Raw genomic sequence first — 21562 nt, 5'->3', positions numbered from 1 at the left:
CACTGTCGTCCACGGTAGTGATTCCCCCTCAGAGAACGCAACCGTTCACTGCGCACTGCCGGTCCCAACAGAGAGGCTCTGATGGTTACTTCGCACTCCGTGGCTGCCGCTCGGCCACAAGGGGTGGTGTCACGGCGGCGCGGTCCGGTGCTGGAACGCGCCATCCTGGAGGCGGCCCTCGACCAGCTGAGCACGGTCGGCTGGAACGGTCTGACCATGGAGGGTGTCGCGGCCGGTGCGCAGACGGGCAAGGCCGCGGTGTACCGGCGCTGGCCCTCCAAGGAGGACCTGGTCGCCGAGGCCCTCCGGGCCGCGCTCCCGGCCCTGGGCGAGGCGCCCGATCACGGGAGCGTCCGCGAGGACCTCTACCAGCTGTGCCGGAGGGTGCGGGCGGCGATGTACTCGAAGCCCGGCTTCGCGCTGCGCGCCGTCATTCACGAATGCGACAGCGAGACCTCCGAGCGCTTCCAGGCGCTGATCGTCACCGGTGTCACCGACCCCTCGAAGCGGCTGCTGGAGGAGGTCATCCAGCGCGGGATCGCGCGGGGCGAGGTCCGCCCCGACGCACCGGGTGACCTGGTCTACGACGTCATCCCGGCGATCATGATGTACCGCGCGAAGGTGTGCGGGAGCGAATGGGGCGACGCCGAGATCGCCGAGATGGTCGACCGGGTGATGGTGCCGCTGCTGCGCCGCTAGCCGTCTCGGGCCGCATCGGTCCGCATCGGTCTGCATCGGGCCGCATCGGTCCGCGTCGGGCCGCATCGGTCCGCCTTGGGCGGGGCCCGTGTCCGGCTTCCGGCAGGCGCGGGCCCCGCTCGACGGGCGGTCCGGGCCCTCACCGGGAAGCGAGCCGGCCCCTGACGGGGGAGTCGGTCCAGGTACCGGCCTGAAACGGGCCGGAACCTGGCCGGAACCCGACCGCGATTCGGTCGGGTGTGGATCACCACGTGGAATCCGGGTACCGGCGGACGTATCCGTCGGCGTAACCTGTCTGGCGCCATGCCGTACGAACCACCCACCCACAGTGTCGAGCGATCGATCCGAGCCACCACCGGCGCCAAGATCATCGCCGGGGTCGACGAGGTCGGACGCGGGGCATGGGCCGGTCCCGTGACCGTGTGCGCCGCCGTCACCGGCCTGCGCCGGGCCCCCGCCGGACTCACCGACTCCAAGCTGATCACCCCCAAGCGGCGCACCGCGCTCGCCGTCGAGCTCCAGGGGTGGGTCACGGCGTACGCGCTCGGCGACGCCTCGCCCGCGGAGATCGACGAGCTCGGGATGACCGCGGCGCTCCGGCTGGCCGCCGTCCGCGCCCTGGAAGGCCTGCCGGTCCGCCCCGACGCGGTGATCCTCGACGGCAAGCACGACTATCTCGGCAGTCCCTGGCAGGTCCGTACGGTGATCAAGGGCGACCAGTCCTGCATCGCCGTCGCCGCCGCCTCCGTGCTCGCCAAGGTCCGGCGCGACGCGCTGATGGCGGAGCTCGAGGCGGAGGCCGAGGAGTACGCGGCGTACGCCTTCGGAGCCAACGCGGGCTACCCCTCGCCCATGCACAAGGCGGCGCTCGAGGAGCTGGGGCCCACCCCGTACCACCGGCTCTCCTGGTCGTACCTGGACGCGATGCCCCGCTGGCGGCATCTGAAGAAGGTCCGTCTCTCCGCCGAGGCGGCCGCGCTGGAAAGCGGGGGCCAACTCGGCTTCGACTTCTGACTTCCGGCCGCCGAATTCTCCGGAGGGACGCCTTGCCGGGTCCCGTCGGCAGAGCCCCTTCCGTGGCCGGGGCGCACCTGTGCGCCCACCCGCCGGAGCGTCCCGCGACGGCGTTTGATAGACATCCACTCATGCCTCTCATCCCCGAGGAGCCTCAGATTCACGAGAGTGCCCAGGGTCCCCGCGCGACTGCGGCCGCCGGCCGCCCCGTGCCGACCCCCCGACCCGTACCCGGCCCGCGTACCGCGGCCACCCCGCGACCCGGAGTTCCGGGCCCCGGTCCGGCCAGGCCCGCACCGCCGGTGCCGCGCCCGCAGCCCGCTGCGGGACCGACTCCCGCCGCGCGCCAGGAGAATCGTTCCGACCAGCGGTCCGGCGCCCAGATCCAGCTGATCCCCGCGTCTGCCGACGGCGCTCTGGACGCCGCCGAGGAGGCCTTGGACCTGCTGCTCGAATCCGGCCGCGCCCCCGGCGACGTGCTGGTGCTCACGACCGGTGAGCAGCACCCCTGGACGGCGCACGAGCTGTCCTTCGGTGAGGCCGCCTACTGGGCGCAGCAGGACGCCCGCGAGGACGTGTTCTTCGCGGACGCCACCGCCGTGGAGCGGGCCGCGGCCCGTCCCGTGGTGGTCGTGGCGGTCAACGGCGGTTCCGACGAGTCCGTCTCGCGCGCGCTGCCCGAGGCGCTCAACCGTGCCACCGCGCTGCTGGTCGTCTGCGGCGACCCGGAGCGCGTCAACGCCGCGCTCGGCGCCGGCGTCTGACCGACGCCCCACCCGGCACCCGGCTGCCCCTCCGCGGGCGGCCGGGCGGGCGCGCGTCACCTTGCGGGCCCCGTGCGGCCGGAAGCCGCGTGCCCCTGGCCGTGCGCCCGTCTTCGTACGGCAGGCGTTCCCTCCGGCGTGCGGCTTCCGGGCGCCTGGGCCGCCCGGGTGCCGGTCGGTCGACCGGTGGGTCCGCCGCGGCCGTCGTGCTTCAGCGTGCGGCGGCGCGGCGCAGTGGCTCCGGGGCTCCGCTCGCGATGCGCGGCACGAGCCGTTCGAAGCCGGACTCCTCGCCCAGCGGCATCGGGGGAGAGTCCGAACTCGGCCGGCGGCCGCCACGGCCCTCGCCGAGCACCTGCCAACCCCCTCGGGTCAGCGTGATGTACGCCCCGCAGCGCAGCCCGTGGAGCGTGCAGGCGTCCCGCAGCCCCCACATCCAGGCCCCGTCCTCCTCCGTCCAGCGCTCGTCGCCCTCGCGGCAGTAGAGCAGGACGGCCGTGCGCACCGGAGCGCGCCGGCGCAGGTCGTGCGGGATCACCCGGCGCAGGTGCGCGAGGAGCGCGTTGCGGAACTCCCAGCCGTCCGCCGGGGCGGACCTGCGGATGAACGAGGCGCTGGCGGCGAGCCGCTCCTCGTGGTCGAGGACGGCCACCACCGCGGTCGTGGGAGTGGGCAGATGCCGGGAGTGCAGGCCGCTGACGACCTCACGGGGGTTGCGCAGCAGCGGGATGCCGGCCGCGGCCCACTCCGCCGGTTCGAGCATCCGAGCGAGGCGGCTGGCCGACCCGGACGACGAGCTGATCGAAGCGGCTGAGGACGGAGCGAATCCGAGGGTCACGATCCTCCCTTCGGATACACGCCCGCGCACGGGCGGAATCGGGTGGTGAGAGCGCACCACGGCACGGTCCGACAGGACCGCGTACGAGCCGTGCGGGGCGGATTCCCAATTCTTCCTGGCCCGTGCGCGAGCGGCAACGAGCAATTGAGGCCGCTGACTGGAATGCGCCGGTATGACACTCATATCCCTGCCCAGTTGCCCATTGTTCACTCCCCGTTTCACCCCTGGACGGCGAGCACCAACGGGAACACTCCCTCCGCTCCCGCCCGGCGCAGCAGTCGCGCGGCCACCGCCAACGTCCAGCCACTGTCGGCGAGATCGTCCACGAGCAGGACCGGCCCGCCCGCCGAGGCCAGGCGCTCCGCGAGATCGCCCGGAACGACCAGCGCCCGCTGCAGTCCGACCACCCGCTGCGCGCTGTTGGTCCGGGAGATCCGCAGGTCCTCCGCCTCCGGTGCGTACTCCACCGTGCCGAGCAGCGGCATCCGCCCGATCTCGGAGATCCGCCGGCCGAGCGACCCCACCAGCCGGGGCTTGCGATGCGAGGCGACGAGCACGACACCGGCCGGCCGGGGCGGCGCGTCCGGCTCGCCCGAGGCCCAACCACCCGGCCCCTTCGCCCAGTCGGCGAGCACCCGCACCACCGCCTGCACCACGTCGTCCGGCACCTCGCCGTCCGGCGCCCCGTCGGCGAGCAGGGGGCGGAGCCGGTTGCCCCAGCCGATGTCCGAGAGGCGGCCGAGCGCGCGGCCCGCGTACGACTGCTCGCCGGCCGGGATACGGCCCTTCAGATCCACCCCGACGGCGGCGAGTCCGGTCGGCCACATCTTGCGCGGCTCCACCTCGACACCCGCCCGGCGCAGCTCCCCCTTCGCCGTGTCGAGCGCCGCGTCGGAGACCTTCGCGTCGAACCTGACGCCCGCGCAGTTGTCACAGCGACCGCACGGCGCCGCCGCCTCGTCGTCCAGCTGACGCCGCAGGAACTCCATCCGGCAGCCGGACGTCGCCGCGTACTCCCGCATGGCCTGCTGCTCGGCCTCCCGCTGCCGGGCCACCCACGCGTACCGCTCGGTGTCGTACACCCAGGGCTGCCCGGTGCTCTCCCAGCCGCCCTTCACCCGCTTGACGGCCCCGTCCACGTCGAGGACCTTCAGCATCGTCTCCAGCCGGGTCCTGCGCAGCTCGACCAGGGGCTCGAGCGCGGGCAGGGACAGCGGCCTGCCCGCCTGGGCGAGCACGTCCAGGGTGCGGCGCACCTGCTCCTCGGGCGGGAAGGCGACCGACGCGAAGTACTGCCAGATCGCCTCGTCCTCCTTGCCCGGCAGCAGCAGCACCTCCGCGTGCTCCACACCACGGCCCGCACGGCCCACCTGCTGGTAGTAGGCGATGGGTGAGGAGGGCGAGCCGAGGTGCACCACGAACCCCAGGTCCGGCTTGTCGAATCCCATGCCGAGCGCCGAGGTCGCGACCAGGGCCTTCACCCTGTTCGCCTGCAGGTCGTCCTCCGCCTGCTGCCGGTCGGCGTTCTCCGTCCGCCCCGTGTACGAGGAGACCGTGTGCCCGCACTGGCGCAGATGGGCCGTGACCTCCTCGGCGGCGGCGACCGTCAGCGTGTAGATGATCCCGGAGCCGGGCAGCTCGTGGAGGTGGTCTGCCAGCCAGGCCAGCCGGTGGGCCGCGTCCGGCAGCCGGACCACGCCGAGGCTCAGGCTCTCGCGGTCCAGCGGCCCGCGCAGCACCAGCGCGTCGGTGTCCCCGCCGGTCCCCAGCTGCTCGGCGACGTCCGCGGTCACCCGTGCGTTGGCCGTCGCCGTGGTCGCGAGCACCGGCACCCCCGCCGGCAGCTCCGCGAGCATCGTGCGCAGCCGCCGGTAGTCGGGCCGGAAGTCGTGGCCCCAGTCGGAGATGCAGTGCGCCTCGTCGACCACGAGCAGCCCGGTGGCCGCCGCGAGCCGCGGCAGCACCTGATCGCGGAAGTCGGGGTTGTTGAGGCGCTCGGGGCTCACGAGCAGCACGTCCACCTCGCCGGCCGCGACCTCCGCCTGGACCGTCTCCCACTCCTCCGTGTTCGACGAGTTGATCGTGCGGGCGCGGATCCCCGCCCGGGCCGCCGCCTCGACCTGGTTGCGCATCAGCGCGAGCAGCGGCGACACGATCACGGTCGGACCCGCGCCACGCTCGCGCAGCAGCGAGGTCGCCACGAAGTACACCGCCGACTTGCCCCAGCCGGTCCGCTGCACGACCAGCGCCCGGCGTCTGTCCGCGACGAGCGCCTCGATGGCCCGCCACTGGTCCTCGCGCAGTCTCGCCGTGCCCGTCGGGTCGGAGACGAGACGGGCGAGCACGGCGTCGGCGGCGGCGCGGAGGGCGGCGCGGTCTTCGGGGCGGTCTGCGTGGGTCATGCCCCCATGCAACCCGATGGGTCGGACAATTCGCGAACGAGCCGCCCTGCCTGTGGACAACTCGCCGCGGTCGTCACCGTGAGTTATCCACAGGGGTTTCGCGATCGACCGTGTTCGCGGGACCGTCCTGACCATGAACACGAACCACCACGAATCCCACGGCCCTTCCACGCCCCCGCAGATCACCCTGCGTGGCCCCGCCGAGCTGGCCGACGCGCTGCCGTTCATGCTCGGCTTCCACCCCAGCGACTCCGTCGTGCTCGTCGCGCTGCACGGGGAGAACGGGCGCTTCGGCGGCCGGGTCAGGCTCGGCATTCCGCGCGCCCCGCAGGAATGGCCCGAGACCGCGGAGCACCTGGCCGAATGCCTCGTCGAGGGCTCCACCCGGCACGAGGACCGGCCCGACTCCATCGTCGTCTTCCTCTGCCAGGACCCCGCGCCCGGCGAGACGGCACGCCGGGTCATGGAGCGGCTGCGCCCCTTCGCCCAGCGCCTGCGCATCGCGTGCGGCGAGCTGGACGTCCCCGTCCGCGAGGCCCTCTGCATCTCCGACGGCCTGTACTTCTCCTACTGCTGCCCCGACGCCCGCTGCTGCCCGCCGGACGGCACGCCCCTCGCCCTGTCCGGTACGTCGGTGATGGCGGCGTCCGCCGCCTACGCGGGAATCCAGGTGCGCGGCTCCCTCAAGGACATGGAGGCCCGGCTCAAGCCGCGGGAGTCCGCCGACGACGGGGCCGGGCACCGCGCCCAGCGCTCGGCGCTGGGCGAGGCGGCCGCCGTCCTCGTGCCCAAGATCCTCGACACCCCCGCGGGCCAGGGGCGGCAGGAGGTCCGGACGACCACGATCGAGCTCGCCCAGGCGCTGATCGAGCGCTTCTCGCGACCGCCGGAGAACCCGGCGCCGCAGGGTGCGGACGGCCTCGGCGAGATGCTGACGGGCCGGGCGGGTCTCGCGGCCGGCCGGGGCTATGCGTCGGCCGACGCCGCGGACGACGCACGCCTCACCCCCGAGGAGGCCGCCGCGCTCATCCTCGGGCTGCAGGACCGTGACACCCGCGACCAGGCCGCCGAATGGATGGAGGGCCCCGAGGCCGACGGCGCCCTGCGCCTGTGGCGGGCGCTGTCCCGGCGGTGCGTCGCCCCGTACCAGGAGTACGCGGCGGCCCCGCTGGCCCTGGCCGGCTGGGTCTCCTGGTCCAGCGGCGACGAGCCCTCCGCCCGGGTCGCCCTCAGCCTCGCCCTGGAGGCGGACCCCGAGTACCTCTTCGCCCGGCTGCTGCACCAGGCGTGCAACGAGGGCCTCGACCCGGAGTCGCTGCGCAGCTGCCTGCGGAGGGAGCGGGACGCGCGGGCCTCGGCGGCCGCGGATCCGGACCAGGGGGCGGAGCAGCCGGACGGCCGGGTGCCCGGCCAGGGCGGGCAGCGGTCCGCCGGGGGTCCGGGAGGGCGGGTCCCCTGTCGGGCTGCCGCGCCGCGGCCTCGGGGGGCCGCGTTGCGCGCCCAGCGGCGGCCGGGAGCGGGACGTGGGACCGCGGGGGCCGCCGGGGCGGTGCGGCGCGGGGCCACGGCGCCGCGGAGCGCGGCGGTCCGGCGGACCGGGCGGCGCGGGACGAGGAGCGGCGGGTGAGGCCCGTGACCCCGCGGGCCGCGGCGGCGTTCACCTGTGTGGCGGTTCCGCACGAGCCGGGCCGCCGCCCCGTCGCCGGAACCCCGGAGCGGACGAGCGGCTCCGAGCGCACCCGCCGCCCGGACCGGCCGATCCGCCCGGACCGCACAGAGAGCGCCACGCACCCCTCATGGCCCCCAGCTCCGCCCAGGCCCCCGGACCCCCCACCGGACCTCCGACCGCCTCCGGAGCCACCGGGGCGGGCCGCCCGGGCGAACTGCCCGCCGTGCACGACGCCCTGGTCGGCGTCGCCCTGCCCGCCCTCGCCGTCAGTGCCCGGCACGGTCAGCTCACGGGTGCCGGTCTCGAAGGCGTCTATCTCTCCGGCCGCCGGCTCCTCTCCCGCTGCGTCCTGCGCGTCGCCGGCCGCGAACCCGTCCCCCTCCAGGGCCGGTCGACCGGGGCGGACCGGGCCGAGTTCCTCGGCGTCGTGCGCACGCCCGCCGACACCGGGCCCGACCCCGGGCTCACCGTGGAGCGTTCACGGGAGGCGGACGGGACCGAGCGGATCACCCTGCGCAGCTCCGCGGCCCGTACGGTCCGGCTCCCCGTGGAGATCGCTCTGGGGACGGATCTCGCGGACCTGGGAGCGGTGGCGGCCGGGCGGTCGGGCCCCGAGCTCTCCGCGAGCGTCCACGGCACCGGACTCCGGTGGACCGGCCCCGACGGAAGCGCCACGGCGGTCACGGCGGATCCCCCGCCCAGCGACGCCCTCGCGGCGGCCGGGCTGCTCCGCTGGGAGGTGGACATCGCCCCCGCGGGCAGTTTCGTCCTCACCCTCCGGGTCCGCGCCGAACGGACCGCCCGGCATCCGGGCGCGGCCGGCGGCAGGCCCGGCGGGCACATCGTCGCCGACGCCGTCGCCGAAGGGGACGACCCCCGCCTCGGGGAGTTGCTGCGGGCCTCGATCGACGATCTGCGTGCCCTGCTCCAGCGCGACCCGGCCCATCCCGCCGGCGTGCATCTCGCGGCCGGGGTGCCCTGGCGCTGCGGACCCGTCACCGCCGAAGCACTCTGGGCGGCCCGGATGGCCCTCCCGCTCGGCACCCGGCTCGCCGCCACCACCCTGCACGCCCTCGCCCGGACCCAACTCCGGGGAACCGGCGCCGAATCGGGCCGCATCCCGGGGCCCCGCAGGGACGCGGGCCCGCACCTTCCGCCCCGCTGCACCGGGGTCGAGGCCACGCTGGCCTTTCCCGCCGTGCTCGCCGAGGCCAGGCGCTGGGGTCTGCCCGAGCAGGATCTCGCCGAGCTGCTCCCCACCGCGGAGCGGTGCCTGGAGTGGCTCCGCGGGGCCCTCGACGACAACGGCTTCGTCCAGGAGTCGGGGCCCGCCGGCCCGGCGCGGGCGGAGACCCAGGCCCATGCGCACCGGGCCGCCGAGCTCGGCGCGGACCTCCTCGACGCCTGCGGGCGGCCGGGCGCGGACGCCTGGCGCGAGTGGGCGCGGGCGTTGCGGGAGCGGTTCCGCCGCCGGTTCTGGCTCGACGACCCTTCAGGGGGGCGCCCCGCGCTCGCCCGTACGCCCGACGGACGCCTCCTGCCGTACCTGGGCGGCTGGGCGGGACACCTCCTGGACACCGGGCTCACGGCGGCGGGCCGGCACGCGCCGGGGCTGCTCGACAAGAGTCAGACCGAACGGCTCGCGCGGCTGCTGGCGGCTCCCGCGCTGGACTCCGGCTGGGGGCTGCGCGGCCTCGGCGCGAAGGAGCCGGGGTACAACCCGTTCGGCCACCGCTCCGGGGCGGTGCGGGTGCACGAGACCTCGGTCGCCGTCGCAGGGCTCGCCGCCGCGGGGTACGAGACGGAGGCGGCCGCGTTGCTGCGCGGGGTGCTCGACGCGGCGGCGGCCTTCGGGCACCGGCTGCCCGAGATGTACGCGGGGGAGCGGCGGACCTCCGGTTCCCTGCCCGTGCCGCACCCGGCCGCCTGCCGGCCCGCGGCCGTGGCGGCGGCGGCCGGGGTCCAGCTGCTGACCGTGCTGGTCGGCGTCCGGCCGGACGCGCCCGGTCGGACGGTCGCCCTGCATCCGCTCCGATCGGCTCCGCTGGGCGAGGTCCGGCTCTCGGGACTGCGGGTCGCGGGCGAGCCCTTCGCGGCGCGGGTCGGCAGGCTCGGGCTCGGCATGGTCGAGGAGGCCGCGCCGGGCCTCCAGCTCGGGGTGTGAGGCGGTGCGGTCGGCCGGGCGGGTGGCGCCGGGGCCGGGCGGGGCGGTGCCGTACGGGACGCCGGACGGCGGGGACAGCTGGGGCGGCGGAGACGGGGGTGACCGGGAAGAAGTGGGGGGCGATCCTTCCCACGGGCGTGTTTATCGTCAGGGAGACGACTATGATCGCCGCATGCCTCCCTACGACCCGTCGGCCTTTCCGCCCTTCGCCGTCACCGTCGATCTGGTCGTGCTCACCGTACGGCGTCACGCCCTGTGCGCACTGGTCGTGAAACGCGGAGAGCCGCCGTTCCAGGGACGCTGGGCGCTGCCAGGCGGGTTCGTCCGGGCCGACGAGGACCTCGACGGCGCCGCGGCGCGCGAGCTGGTGGAGGAGACCGGGCTGTGCGTGCACGACCCGGGCGCCCCCGGACCCGTGCCCGGCACCGGAGCGCACCTGGAGCAGCTGGCGACCTACGGGGCGCCCGACCGGGATCCGCGCATGCGTGTCGTCAGCGTGGCCCATCTGGCGCTGGCCCCCGACCTCCCGGCCCCGCGCGCGGGAGGCGACGCCAACAGCGCGCGCTGGGCGCCGGTGGAGGAGCTGCTGGGGCAGGACGGGGCCGGTGCGCACGGGCACGAGCCGGCGGAGCCGCTCGCCTTCGACCATGCCCGGATCCTGGCCGACGGAGTGGAGCGCGCCCGCTCCAAGATCGAGTACTCCTCGCTGGCCACGGCGTTCTGCCCGCCCGAGTTCACCGTCGGCGAGCTGCGCCGGGTCTACGAGGCCGTGTGGGGAGTGGCGCTCGACCCGCGCAACTTCCACCGGAAGGTGACCGGCACGCCCGGCTTCCTGGTGCCGGCCGGCGGCACCACGACCCGTCAGGGCGGCCGCCCCGCGCAGTTGTTCCGCGCTGGTGGGGCCACCCTGCTGAACCCGCCGATGCTCCGCCCGGAGGTCTGACGGGCGGTTCCCCGGCCGCCCCGAGCCACCAACCCTGCGCCAAAAGTCCGAAATAGGGCGTTATCTTGCTGGGATAGCCGCCCTGCCGCGGAGCGGTCTCACCTACCCGCGAGAGAAGCGATGCTCCAGGCCATCGGACTCACCAGCACCCCCCGCCGGGATCTCCCGCCCGCCGTGGACGATCTCACCTTCGAGGCCCGGCCGGGCACCGTCACCGCCTTGCTCGGGCCGGCCGGCGCCGGCAAGACCACCGCCCTGCGCCTCATGCTCCAGCTCGAACCGGGCCGTGGCGTCACCTACTTCCGGGGCCGTCCGCTGCACCGCGTCGCGCACCCGGCCCGCGAGGTCGGCGTCCTGCTCGGCGACGTCCCCGGGCATCCCTCGCGCACCCTGCGCAGTCAGCTGCGGATGCTCTGCGCCGCCGCCGGGGTGCCGGGCGGCCGGGCCGACGACATGCTCCAGGTGGTGGGCCTCACCGGCGTCCACGACCAGCGGATCGGCACCCTGCCGCGCGCCATGGACCGCCGACTCGGCCTCGCCTCGGCCCTGTTGGGCGACCCGCACACGCTGCTGCTCGACGAACCCGCCGCCGGACTCTCCGTACGCGAGAGCGCCTGGCTGTACGAACTGCTGCGCTCCCACGCCGACGAGGGCGGCACCGTCCTCTACACCACGACGGACCCCAAGGACGCCGCCCGCAACGCCGACCGGGTCATCGCCCTCGACGGCGGACGGCTCGCCGCCGACCAGGACGCGGCCGACTTCGCCCGCACCCGGCTCCGCCCCCGGGTCGCCGTCCGCACCCCCCACGCGGCCCGGCTCGCCGCCGTGCTCACCCAGGAGTCCCGCTCCGCCCGCCGCCCCGTCGAGGTGGTCGCGGAAGGCGGCAACCGCCTCTCCGTCTACGGCAGCGACTGCGCGACCGTCGGCGAGAGCGCCTTCCGCAACGGGGTGCTCATCCATCAACTCGCCGACGAGACCGGCGACGCCCGCCCGCTCGCCGACAGCCCCGGTCCCGAGGCCCCCGCTCCTCCTCGCGCCGTCGCCCCCGGCCCCGCCCCCGCCCCCGCCCCCGCATCCGAGAAGCCGTCGGCCGAGGGCTCCACCCGGCGTCCGCGCCGCGCCCCGCGCCGCTCGCCGCTGCGCCCCCTGCGCTACGAGCTCCGGCGCCTTCTCGGCGTGCCCTCCACGCCTCTCGTCGTCGCGGGCGTCCTGTTCGTCTCGGTCGCCCTCTCCGTACTGCTCGCCCGCAGCGGACGCACCCCGCTGCCCGCCGTCCTCGCCGGCTGGCCCGGGATCTCCCCGCTGCCGCCCGCCGCCCTCGGGGCCGGGCTGCTCGGCGCCTTCTCCTTCGGCGAGGAGTACCGCTACCCGGTGCTCACCACCGGGCGCGGCACGGTCCCGCGCCGCCTCGGCCTGCTGCTCGCCAAACTCGCCGTCGCGGCGGGCGTCGGGGCGGTTCTGGCCGTCCTGGTCGTGGTGGCCGATCTGGAGGCCCTGCGCCTCGTCTACGGCGGCGAGTTGATCCCCGTGCCGAAGAACTGGGCGAGCCTGTGCGCGAATTGGTTCGGGCTCGTGGCCGGCTGCGCATGGGCCGGGGTGCTCGGCGCCGGTGTCTTCCGGGCCGCCGCGGCGGGCGTCGCCGCCGTGCTCGCCGTGCCGGTGGTCTTCGCCCCGCCGCTGCAGAGGGTCCTCGCGGGCGCGTCCGGCCGGTCGGTCGCGGGACTTCCGGCCCGGCTGCGCGAGTTCGCGCGCATCGAGTGGTCCTCGGCCGCCGACCGCTGGCTCCTGGGGGCGCTGCGGGTGGTCGGGCAGCCCGTAGGGGTGGCGCTCGCGCTGACGTTGACGGTCCTGCTCTGCGCCTATGTGTTCACCGGCCTTCGCAGTAGGGCTCGTTGGTGATCACAACCGGATGGAAAGCTTCCGCTTTACCGTCAACTCCCTTAAAAAGAGCCCGTTATGTCCGATTAATCGTCAATTGTGTAGGGGGTGCCGATCACCCTTTCGTGTGCTTTTCACCAAAGACCTCAAGGGTCACGAGAGGCACGCCGACAAAGGATGCGTGAGTACCCTTGCGCACACGATGATGACCGCCGCCCGCTCCGTCGACTCCGGCCTCGGCGCCCCGGGCGATCTCGACCGCTACCCCTACGCGGAGGCTCCCGGAGCCGACCGCGTCGGCCCGCCCTCCTGGGAGGGGGCCGAGTCCGACCTCGGCCGCGTCGGCCGCAGGACCGCCGGCAGCCGCGGCCGCGGACTGCACGGACAGCTCGTCCAGCAGCTCGGCCAGATGATCGTCTCGGGCGACCTCGGCGCCGACCGCCCCCTCGTACCCGAGGAGATCGGCCAGCGCTTCGAGGTCTCACGCACCGTCGTCCGCGAGTCGCTGCGCGTGCTGGAGGCCAAGGGCCTGGTCAGCGCCCGCCCCAACGTCGGCACCCGGGTCCGGCCGGTCAGCGACTGGAACCTCCTCGACCCCGACATCATCGAGTGGCGCGCCTTCGGCCCGCAGCGCGACGACCAGCGCCGTGAGCTGAACGAGCTGCGCTGGACCATCGAGCCCCTCGCCGCGCGGCTCGCCGCCGGTCACGGTCGTGAGGACGTCCAGCAGCGCCTCGCCGACATGGTCGAGATCATGGGGCACGCCTACGCCCAGGGCGACGGCATCACCTTCTCCCGCGCCGACGCCGAGTTCCACGCCCTGCTGATCCAGCTCGCGGGCAACCGGATGCTGGAGCACCTCTCCGGCATCGTCGCCGCCGCGCTCCAGGTGTCCGGCGCCCCGGCCACGGCCTGCGACCGCCCGGGCGAGGCCTGCCTCGCGCACCACGCCCGGATCGTCGACGCGCTCGCCGCCGGTGACGCCCACGGTGCCGAGACGGCCATGCGCCAGCTGCTGACCGTCCACCCCGAGGTGGAGCGTGTCGTCCCGGCCCCCCGCGAGCACTGACCCGCGCGCCGTGGCGCCGCCGGGACGCCCTGTCGCGTGCCGCCGGACCCGAGCGGAGACCGGAGCGGGCAGCTGCTCCCGGCTGCGCCAGGCTCTGGCGGCACGGAGGGGCGCGCGGGGCGGATCGTGGCGAACGGGCCGATCGCGTCGACTCAGGATGATCACGTAGATCCGGCTGATCGGGCAGATCGAGTCACCTTCCGACCGTTTCGTTCAATAATGGGCGTAAATGGGGTGTGACTCGGGCCACGCGGATTGGGCGTAACACTCCTCGAAGCCGCGCGATGACCTAAGAGGTGACAGCCGAGGAAGGAATACAGACGCCGCTCAGGGCGCTGTGCAGTTCCCCGGTCCAGCCCGCGCCGTCGGCACATTTCCGGCCGACGGTCGTCGGCTCCAGCCTGATCCAGGGCTGGGCCGGAAGCCGTTTTCCATCGTTCCGAGAGGTTGTTCGTGTCGGCCAGCACATCCCGTACGCTCCCGCCGGAGATCGCCGAGTCCGAGTCTGTGATGGCGCTCATCGAGCGGGGAAAGGCTGATGGGCAGATCGCCGGCGATGACGTGCGTCGGGCCTTCGAGGCTGACCAGATTCCGCCAACCCAGTGGAAGAATGTTCTGCGCAGCCTCAATCAGATCCTCGAGGAAGAGGGTGTGACGCTGATGGTCAGTGCAGCGGAGTCGCCGAAGCGCGCCCGCAAGAGCGTCGCCGCGAAGAGCCCGGCCAAGCGCACCGCCACCAAGACCGTCACCGCCAGGACGACCGTGACGAAGACCGTCGCGGCCGCCACCACGGCCCCGGCGGCCGAGAGCGCTGACCCGTCCGACGAGGCCGGCTCGCCCGCCAAGAAGGCCGCCGCCAAGAAGACCGTCGCCAAGAAGGCGGTGGCCAAGAAGGCCGTCGCCAAGAAGACGGCCGCCAAGAAGACGTCCAAGAAGGACGACGAAGAGCTGCTCGAGGGCGAGGAGCTGCTCGAGGACGTCGCGCCCGGCAAGGACGAGGAAGAGGCCGAGGGCGAGAGCAAGGGCTTCGTCCTGTCCGACGAGGACGAGGACGACGCGCCGGCGCAGCAGGTCGCCGTCGCCGGTGCCACCGCGGACCCGGTGAAGGACTACCTCAAGCAGATCGGCAAGGTCCCGCTGCTCAACGCCGAGCAGGAGGTCGAGCTCGCCAAGCGCATCGAGGCCGGTCTGTTCGCCGAGGACAAGCTGGCGAACTCCGACAAGCTGGCCCCCAAGCTCAAGCGCGAGCTGGAGATCATCGCCGAGGACGGCCGCCGCGCCAAGAACCACCTCCTGGAGGCCAACCTCCGTCTGGTGGTCTCCCTGGCCAAGCGCTACACCGGTCGCGGCATGCTCTTCCTGGACCTGATCCAGGAGGGCAACCTCGGTCTGATCCGCGCCGTCGAGAAGTTCGACTACACCAAGGGCTACAAGTTCTCCACGTACGCCACCTGGTGGATCCGTCAGGCGATCACCCGCGCGATGGCCGACCAGGCCCGCACCATCCGTATCCCGGTGCACATGGTCGAGGTCATCAACAAGCTCGCCCGTGTGCAGCGCCAGATGCTCCAGGACCTGGGCCGCGAGCCCACCCCGGAGGAGCTGGCCAAGGAGCTCGACATGACCCCGGAGAAGGTCATCGAGGTCCAGAAGTACGGCCGTGAGCCGATCTCGCTGCACACCCCGCTGGGCGAGGACGGCGACAGCGAGTTCGGTGACCTCATCGAGGACTCCGAGGCGGTCGTCCCGGCCGACGCGGTCAGCTTCACGCTGCTGCAGGAGCAGCTGCACTCCGTTCTCGACACGCTCTCCGAGCGTGAGGCCGGCGTCGTCTCCATGCGCTTCGGTCTCACCGACGGGCAGCCGAAGACGCTCGACGAGATCGGCAAGGTCTACGGCGTGACCCGTGAGCGGATCCGTCAGATCGAGTCGAAGACCATGTCGAAGCTGCGTCACCCGTCGCGTTCGCAGGTCCTGCGCGACTACCTCGACTGATCCTCGCCGACGAGGTGTGAAGGGCCCGGCTCCCCGTGAGGGGGGCCGGGCCCTTCGTCGTGCGCGTGCGGGGAACGCGGCCGTGGACGACTCTGGGTGAACCGACATCACCGGAGAGTCAGGAGGCTTCATGCGTCGTCCCATCGCCCGAGCAATGACCGGTGTCCTGGGCCTGATCGCGGCGGCGGGGCCGCCGCTGGCCGCCGCCGTGCCCGCGGCCGCCGACAGCGTCGTCGTCGGCGGGCAGCCGGCCCGGATCGCCGACGCCCCATGGGTCGTGGCGCTGTCCAGCCGTGACCGGTTCGGGGGTACCCGGGCGGGGCAGTTCTGCGGCGGGGTGGTCGTGGCGCCGACCAAGGTCCTCACGGCGGCCCACTGCCTGGGCCGTGAGGCCCTCGGAGGCGAGCCCTGGCAGGTGCCGGACCTGAAGGTGATCGCGGGCCGCACCTCGCTGCGCGGGCACGGCGGGCAGGAGGTGCGCGTCTCCGGAACCTGGGTGAACCCCGACTACGACTCGTCGACCAACTCGGGCGACCTCGGCATCCTCACCCTGGAGAAGGCGCTGCCGGACTCGTATGTGATCGCGGTGGCGACGCCCGGTGACCCGGCGCAGGAGCCGGGGACGGCGGCGGACGTGTACGGCTGGGGCGACACGACCGGGAGCGGCACGTACGCGATGTCACTGCGCTCGGCGCGGGTACAGGTGCTCCCGGACGCGGCCTGCGAGCGCGCGTACCCGGGCGGTGTCGGCGTCTCGTACCGCGGTGACACGATGCTGTGCGCGGGAGATCCCCAAGGGGGCAGGGACGCCTGCCAGGGCGACAGCGGCGGCCCGCTGGTGGCCAAGGGCCGGCTGATCGGCCTGGTGTCCTGGGGGAGCGGCTGCGGGCAGGCGGAGAACCCAGGGGTCTACACCCGGGTGTCCGCGGTGCTGCCGCGGCGTTTCTGACGGTGTGGGAGCCGTCGTGGTGACGGTGTGAGAACGGGCGGTCACCCCCCTTGTACCGCGGGGGTGACCGCCCGTCGGCCGGTCGTCAGGAACCGGCTCCTGGCTCGTCGCGGATGAGAAGCGTCAGTGGTCGTCGCCCATCGTGCGGGCCGGCACGTCGGTGAGCCGGTCCGTCTCGTCCTGTATCTCTGCGGCGATCTTCTTGAGTTCCGGCTCGAACTTGCGGCCGTGGTGGGCGCAGAAGAGCAAGTCACCGCCGCTCGTCAGAACGACGCGCAGGTATGCCTGGGCGCCGCAACGGTCGCAGCGGTCAGCGGCCGTCAGGGGGCTCGCGGGGGTCAGAACAGTAGTCACGTCGCCTCTTCTCTAGCTCGACGAGCTGTCGTACCAGGGTCAACATCCAACCAGGCCGAAAACGTTCCCGCTCGTGGCTTTTCCTCGAAACTTCTTCCCAAGGTGGCTGTCTGCTGCCGGTTGGCGGCGAATGAGCCGTATTGCTTCGCTCTACGGGTTTCGCATTGCTGTGTGTGGTCGCATCCTCCCGGCGGGTTGCCGGTTGTTCATGAGGACGTGCCCGAACCCTAAATGGTTCATGCCTGGAAGGGAACGTGATGTTCGCGTCACCCCATCGAGGGATCGAACATCCATGCGACGCTGGACTAGCATGAGGAAACAGGGTGGGTGGCGTTACAACGGCTCTACCAGGCATCGGTACCCTCTGACCGGTGACCGAGGCCGGGCCTTACCCCACCGGGCCAGTTTTCAAATTCAGCGAGGAGCGAACCGCGTGACCGCCGAGACGTCCGTGCCGTCCAGTGCGCTGCTGACCGCAGACCGTGACGGTTCCAACTACACCGCGCGGCACCTGCTCGTCCTGGAGGGGCTCGAAGCCGTCCGCAAGCGACCCGGTATGTACATCGGGTCCACCGACAGCCGCGGCCTGATGCACTGCATCTGGGAGATCATCGACAACTCGGTCGACGAGGCCCTCGGCGGCTACTGCGACCACATCGAGGTCATCCTCCACGACGACGGCTCCGTCGAGGTCCAGGACAACGGCCGCGGCATCCCGGTCGACGTCGAGCCGAAGACCGGGCTCTCGGGCGTCGAGGTCGTCATGACCAAGCTGCACGCCGGCGGAAAGTTCGGCGGCGGCTCGTACGCGGCCTCGGGCGGTCTGCACGGCGTCGGCGCCTCCGTGGTGAACGCCCTGTCGGCCCGCCTCGACGTCGAGGTCGACCGGAACAGCGCGACGCACATGATCTCCTTCCGTCGCGGCGTCCCCGGGATCTTCACCGAGCAGGGCCCCGACAGCCCCTTCGACCCGTCCAGCGGCCTGCGCAAGGGCAAGCGCGTCCCCAAGACCCGCACCGGTACCCGCATCCGCTACTGGGCGGACCGGCAGATCTTCCTCAAGGACGCCAAGCTCTCCCTGGAGACGCTGCACCAGCGCGCCCGCCAGACCGCCTTCCTCGTCCCCGGCCTCACCATCGTCGTCCGCGACGAGCGCGACCTCGAAGGCGTGGGCAAGAGCGAGGAGACGTTCCGCTTCGACGGCGGCATCAGCGAGTTCTGCGAGTTCCTCGCCCAGGACAAGGCCGTCTGCGACGTGCTCCGCCTCACCGGCCAGGGCACCTTCAAGGAGACCGTCCCGGTCCTCGACGACCGCGGCCACATGACCCCCACCGAGGTCACCCGCGAGCTCGGCGTCGACGTCGCCCTGCGCTGGGGCACCGGCTACGACACCACGGTCAGGTCCTTCGTCAACATCATCGCCACCCCCAAGGGCGGCACCCACGTCTCCGGCTTCGAGCAGGCGATCACCAAGACGGTGAACGAGGCGCTGCGCTCCGCCAAGATGCTGCGCGTCGCCGAGGACGACATCGTCAAGGACGACGCCCTGGAGGGCCTCACCGCCGTCGTCACGGTCCGCCTGGCCGAGCCGCAGTTCGAGGGCCAGACCAAGGAGGTGCTCGGCACCTCCGCGGCCCGCCGGATCGTGGCCAACGTGGTGGCCAAGGAGCTCAAGGCCTTCCTGACCTCCACCAAGCGCGACGCCAAGGCCCAGGCCCGTGCCGTCCTGGAGAAGGCCGTCGCCGCCGCCCGCACCCGCATCGCGGCCCGCCAGCACAAGGAGGCGCAGCGCAGGAAGACCGCCCTGGAGTCCTCCTCGCTGCCGGCCAAGCTCGCCGACTGCCGCAGCGACGACGTCGAGCGCAGCGAGCTCTTCATCGTCGAGGGAGACTCCGCGCTCGGCACCGCCAAGCTCGCCCGCAACAGCGAGTTCCAGGCCCTGCTCCCGATCCGCGGCAAGATCCTCAACGTCCAGAAGTCCTCCGTCTCCGACATGCTCAAGAACGCCGAGTGCGGAGCGATCATCCAGGTCATAGGAGCGGGCTCGGGCCGCACCTTCGACATCGACGCCGCGCGGTACGGCAAGATCGTGCTCCTCGTCGACGCCGACGTCGACGGCGCCCACATCCGCTGCCTGCTGCTGACCCTCTTCCAGCGCTATATGCGCCCCATGGTCGAGGCCGGCCGGGTCTTCGCCGCCGTGCCGCCGCTGCACCGCATCGAGCTGATCCAGCCCAAGAAGGGCCAGGACAAGTACGTCTACACGTACTCGGACGGCGAGCTGCGCCAGACCCTGCTCGAGTTCCAGCGCAAGGGCGTCCGTTTCAAGGACTCCATCCAGCGCTACAAGGGCCTCGGCGAGATGGACGCCGACCAGCTGGCGGAGACCACGATGGACCCGCGCCACCGCACCCTGCGCCGGATCAACATCGGCGACCTGGACGCGGCCGAGGGCGTCTTCGACCTCCTCATGGGCAACGACGTGGCGCCCCGCAAGGAGTTCATCACCGGCTCCGCGGCGACCCTGGACCGCTCGCGCATCGACGCCTGACGCCTCTTCGCCGCCTCCGGCACCGCCCCTGACCGGCCCGCCCGATATGCCTATCGGACGAGCCGGTCAGGCGCATCGGGGCATCCGTCACCTAATGGGGTGAAGAGCGGCGGGAGAAGAGTCCGGGATCTTCCCGCTCTGTCCATCCTTGGGCACGCGGCCGAAACGGTCCGCTGACAAGGAGATGTTGACCGGTGGAGAAGCAGGAAGGGCGCGACCCCGCTCCGGTGCGGATGGACGACCCCTGGTACGACGCGCTGGCCGCCGGCTGGGGCGAGCACGGAGAGGCCGAGGCACGCGCCGGGGGAGCGCCCGGCGGCCTCCCCCGCCAGCAGGCCCGCAGCGCGGCCGAGATCTATCTGGAGGTCCAGCGCAGCCCCGCCTTCCAGGAGGTGCGCAGCCGCTACCGCAGATTCGTCTTCCCGGCCGCCGCCGCGTTCATCCTCTGGTACCTCGCCTACGTCGTCGCCGCGACCGTCGCCCCCGGCCTCATGGCCCGGCCGGTCGCCGGAGCGGTGAACGTGGCGATGGTCGCCGGACTCGGCCAGTTCGCCACCACCTTCCTGCTGACCTGGGCGTACGCCCGGCACGCCCGGTTGCGCCGGGACCGCGCCGCCCTCGAACTGCGCTGGGACACCCAGGAGATGACCAGAGGGGTGCACCAGTGACCCGAGACCACCAGACCCTGGCGCTGCTGCTGTTCAGCGTCTTCATCGCGGTCACCCTCGGCATCACCACCTGGGTCGGCCGCAACCGGCAGGGCTCGGCCGAGGAGTTCTACGCCGGAGGCCGGCTCTTCTCGCCCATGGAGAACGGATTCGCCATCGCCGGCGACTACATGTCCGCCGCCTCCTTCCTCGGCATCTCCGGGCTGATCGCCCTCTTCGGCTACGACGGCATGCTGTACTCCGTCGGCTTCCTCGTCGCCTGGCTGGTCGTGCTCCTGCTCGTCGCCGAACTGGTCCGCAACTGCGGCCGGTTCACCCTCGCCGACGTGGTCGCCGCCCGGATGTCGGAGCGCCCCGTCCGCATCGCCGCCGGAACCTCCTCCGTCACCGTCTCGGTGCTCTACCTCGTGGCGCAGATGGTCGGCGCCGGAAGCCTCGTCGCCCTGCTGCTCGGCGGCACCAGCGATGCCGCCCGCTCCTGGACCGTGATCGGCGTCGGCGCGCTGATGGTCGTGTACGTGTCGCTCGGCGGCATGCGGGCCACCACCTGGATCCAGATCGTCAAGGCCGTGCTCCTGATGGCCGGCACGATCACCCTCACCGTGCTCGTGCTGCTCCGCTTCCACGGGGACTTCGACGAGCTGCTGACCACCGCCGCCGACCGCAGCGGCCACGGCCGGGCCTTCCTCGCCCCCGGGCTCCGTTACGGCGGCGACTGGACGGCCCGGGTGGACTTCGTCAGCCTCGGCCTCGCGCTCGTCCTGGGCACCGCCGGCCTGCCCCACATCCTGTCCCGCTTCTACACCGTGCCCACCGCGCGGGCCGCCCGGCGCTCCGTCGTCTGGTCCATCGGCCTCATCGGCTGCTTCTACCTGATGACGATCGTCCTCGGCTTCGGCGCGGCCGCCCTGGTCGGCCCCGACACCGTCCGGGCCTCCAACAGCGCCGGCAACACCGCCGTACCTCTCCTCGCCCTCGACCTGGGCGGCGGTGCGGGCTCCACCGGCGGCACCGTCCTCTTCGCCGTGGTCGCCGCCGTCGCCTTCGCCACGATCCTCGCCGTCGTCGCCGGGATCACGCTCGCCTCCTCGGCCTCCGTCGCCCACGACCTCTACGCCTCGCTGCGCCGCCGCCACGCCAAGCAGTACAGCGAGGTGGCCGTCGCGCGCTGCGCCGCCGCCGGGATCGGAGTCGCCGCGATCGGCCTCGGTCTGCTCGCCCGCGACCTCAACGTGGCCTTCCTCGTCGGACTGGCCTTCGCGGTCGCCGCCTCCGCGAACCTCCCGGTGCTGCTCTACTCGCTGTTCTGGCGCCGCTTCACCACCCGAGGCGCGGTCTGGGCGGTGTACGGCGGGCTGATCCCCGCCGTCCTGCTCGTGCTGGTGTCGCCGGTCGTCTCCGGAAGCCCGGAATCCCTGTTCCCCGGCGTCGACTTCCAGCTGTTCCCGCTGCAGAACCCCGGCGTGGTCTCCATCCCGCTCGGCTTCCTCGCGGGCTGGCTGGGCACGGTCACCTCTCCGGAGCCGCCCGACCAGGCCCGGCACGCCGAGACGGAGGTACGGGCCCTCACGGGCGCGGGGGCGGTCTGAGACCCCGGCGCCC

At 73.2% G+C, this 21562-nt stretch carries 16 protein-coding genes; 13 read left to right on the top strand and 3 right to left on the bottom strand.

Annotated elements, in window-relative coordinates; translation table 11 throughout:
* Positions 1 to 81 precede the first annotated feature (81 nt).
* The 3 genes from ACH414_RS29570 to ACH414_RS29560 all read left to right on the top strand — a co-directional run bounded on the left by ACH414_RS29570 (position 82) and on the right by ACH414_RS29560 (position 2477).
* The gene (locus ACH414_RS29570; RefSeq protein WP_398944094.1) at positions 82 to 699 is read left to right on the top strand and encodes a TetR/AcrR family transcriptional regulator; all 618 of its coding nucleotides are present in this window, start codon (positions 82 to 84) and stop codon (positions 697 to 699) included.
* A gap of 303 nt (positions 700 to 1002) precedes the next feature.
* Entirely contained in the window at positions 1003 to 1713 is a 711-nt protein-coding gene (locus tag ACH414_RS29565) for a ribonuclease HII (RefSeq protein ID WP_382547361.1), read from the top strand.
* A gap of 131 nt (positions 1714 to 1844) precedes the next feature.
* Positions 1845 to 2477, top strand: coding sequence for a hypothetical protein (locus ACH414_RS29560; RefSeq protein WP_382547358.1), 633 nt, complete (start codon positions 1845 to 1847; stop codon positions 2475 to 2477).
* A 211-nt stretch (positions 2478 to 2688) separates the two neighbouring features.
* On the opposite strand, the gene ACH414_RS29555 is transcribed toward ACH414_RS29560, so the two are convergent.
* Together ACH414_RS29555 and ACH414_RS29550 are read right to left on the bottom strand one after the other, a co-directional pair.
* Complete coding sequence (locus ACH414_RS29555) at positions 2689 to 3315, bottom strand: hypothetical protein (RefSeq protein ID WP_382547356.1); 627 nt, start codon at positions 3313 to 3315, stop codon at positions 2689 to 2691.
* A gap of 218 nt (positions 3316 to 3533) precedes the next feature.
* Positions 3534 to 5717, bottom strand: a complete 2184-nt coding sequence (locus ACH414_RS29550) for a RecQ family ATP-dependent DNA helicase (RefSeq protein ID WP_398944093.1) — start codon at positions 5715 to 5717, stop codon at positions 3534 to 3536.
* A 133-nt stretch (positions 5718 to 5850) separates the two neighbouring features.
* On the opposite strand from ACH414_RS29550, the gene ACH414_RS29545 reads away from it, so the two are divergent.
* The 7 genes from ACH414_RS29545 to ACH414_RS29515 all read left to right on the top strand — a co-directional run bounded on the left by ACH414_RS29545 (position 5851) and on the right by ACH414_RS29515 (position 16387).
* The gene (locus tag ACH414_RS29545; protein WP_391770214.1) at positions 5851 to 7344 is read left to right on the top strand and encodes a DUF4192 domain-containing protein; all 1494 of its coding nucleotides are present in this window, start codon (positions 5851 to 5853) and stop codon (positions 7342 to 7344) included.
* Between the two features lie 169 nt (positions 7345 to 7513).
* Positions 7514 to 9550 carry a glycogen debranching N-terminal domain-containing protein gene (locus tag ACH414_RS29540; protein WP_398944091.1) on the top strand — a complete coding sequence of 679 codons (2037 nt, stop codon included), beginning with the start codon at positions 7514 to 7516 and terminating at the stop codon, positions 9548 to 9550.
* Positions 9551 to 9722: 172 nt separating this feature from the next.
* The gene (locus ACH414_RS29535) at positions 9723 to 10493 is read left to right on the top strand and encodes an NUDIX domain-containing protein (RefSeq protein WP_382547344.1); all 771 of its coding nucleotides are present in this window, start codon (positions 9723 to 9725) and stop codon (positions 10491 to 10493) included.
* A gap of 120 nt (positions 10494 to 10613) precedes the next feature.
* A complete protein-coding gene (locus tag ACH414_RS29530; RefSeq protein WP_386568743.1) occupies positions 10614 to 12395 on the top strand; it encodes an ATP-binding cassette domain-containing protein in 1782 nt (593 codons plus the stop codon).
* 160 nt (positions 12396 to 12555) lie between these two features.
* Positions 12556 to 13443: a FadR/GntR family transcriptional regulator gene (locus ACH414_RS29525; protein WP_382547339.1), complete on the top strand. Its 888-nt coding sequence runs from the start codon at positions 12556 to 12558 to the stop codon at positions 13441 to 13443.
* A 453-nt stretch (positions 13444 to 13896) separates the two neighbouring features.
* Positions 13897 to 15438: an RNA polymerase sigma factor gene (locus ACH414_RS29520; protein ID WP_382547336.1), complete on the top strand. Its 1542-nt coding sequence runs from the start codon at positions 13897 to 13899 to the stop codon at positions 15436 to 15438.
* Positions 15439 to 15568: 130 nt separating this feature from the next.
* A complete protein-coding gene (locus ACH414_RS29515; RefSeq protein ID WP_386568739.1) occupies positions 15569 to 16387 on the top strand; it encodes a serine protease in 819 nt (272 codons plus the stop codon).
* A gap of 123 nt (positions 16388 to 16510) precedes the next feature.
* Here the strand turns inward: ACH414_RS29515 and ACH414_RS29510 are convergent, their stop codons facing one another.
* The gene (locus ACH414_RS29510) at positions 16511 to 16741 is read right to left on the bottom strand and encodes a hypothetical protein (protein WP_189512043.1); all 231 of its coding nucleotides are present in this window, start codon (positions 16739 to 16741) and stop codon (positions 16511 to 16513) included.
* Positions 16742 to 17174: 433 nt separating this feature from the next.
* On the opposite strand from ACH414_RS29510, the gene ACH414_RS29505 reads away from it, so the two are divergent.
* The 3 genes from ACH414_RS29505 (at position 17175) to ACH414_RS29495 (ending at position 21549) form a co-directional block, all read left to right on the top strand.
* On the top strand, positions 17175 to 19292 hold the full coding sequence (locus tag ACH414_RS29505; RefSeq protein WP_382547330.1) for a type IIA DNA topoisomerase subunit B: 2118 nt from the start codon (positions 17175 to 17177) through the stop codon (positions 19290 to 19292).
* Positions 19293 to 19525: 233 nt separating this feature from the next.
* Positions 19526 to 19960, top strand: coding sequence for a DUF485 domain-containing protein (locus ACH414_RS29500; RefSeq protein ID WP_382547541.1), 435 nt, complete (start codon positions 19526 to 19528; stop codon positions 19958 to 19960).
* Entirely contained in the window at positions 19957 to 21549 is a 1593-nt protein-coding gene (locus ACH414_RS29495) for a cation acetate symporter (RefSeq protein WP_382547328.1), read from the top strand. Before ACH414_RS29500 ends, ACH414_RS29495 begins: the two co-directional genes overlap by 4 nt.
* Positions 21550 to 21562: the final 13 nt, after the last annotated feature.

The sequence above is a fragment of the Streptomyces sp. NPDC020422 genome, assembly GCF_044386705.1.
GTDB lineage: Bacteria > Actinomycetota > Actinomycetes > Streptomycetales > Streptomycetaceae > Streptomyces.
This window is presented reverse-complemented; position numbering and strand designations above follow the sequence as displayed.

Bases quoted from the DNA above. Each gene is read 5' to 3' on its own strand.
- ACH414_RS29570 (WP_398944094.1), top strand. From the start codon at position 82: ATGGTTACTTCGCACTCCGTGGCTGCCGCTCGGCCACAAGGGGTGGTG.
- ACH414_RS29565 (WP_382547361.1), top strand. From the start codon at position 1,003: ATGCCGTACGAACCACCCACCCACAGTGTCGAGCGATCGATCCGAGCC.
- ACH414_RS29560 (WP_382547358.1), top strand. From the start codon at position 1,845: ATGCCTCTCATCCCCGAGGAGCCTCAGATTCACGAGAGTGCCCAGGGT.
- ACH414_RS29550 (WP_398944093.1), bottom strand. From the start codon at position 5,717: ATGACCCACGCAGACCGCCCCGAAGACCGCGCCGCCCTCCGCGCCGCC.
- ACH414_RS29545 (WP_391770214.1), top strand. From the start codon at position 5,851: ATGAACACGAACCACCACGAATCCCACGGCCCTTCCACGCCCCCGCAG.
- ACH414_RS29540 (WP_398944091.1), top strand. From the start codon at position 7,514: ATGGCCCCCAGCTCCGCCCAGGCCCCCGGACCCCCCACCGGACCTCCG.
- ACH414_RS29535 (WP_382547344.1), top strand. From the start codon at position 9,723: ATGCCTCCCTACGACCCGTCGGCCTTTCCGCCCTTCGCCGTCACCGTC.
- ACH414_RS29530 (WP_386568743.1), top strand. From the start codon at position 10,614: ATGCTCCAGGCCATCGGACTCACCAGCACCCCCCGCCGGGATCTCCCG.
- ACH414_RS29515 (WP_386568739.1), top strand. From the start codon at position 15,569: ATGCGTCGTCCCATCGCCCGAGCAATGACCGGTGTCCTGGGCCTGATC.
- ACH414_RS29500 (WP_382547541.1), top strand. From the start codon at position 19,526: ATGGACGACCCCTGGTACGACGCGCTGGCCGCCGGCTGGGGCGAGCAC.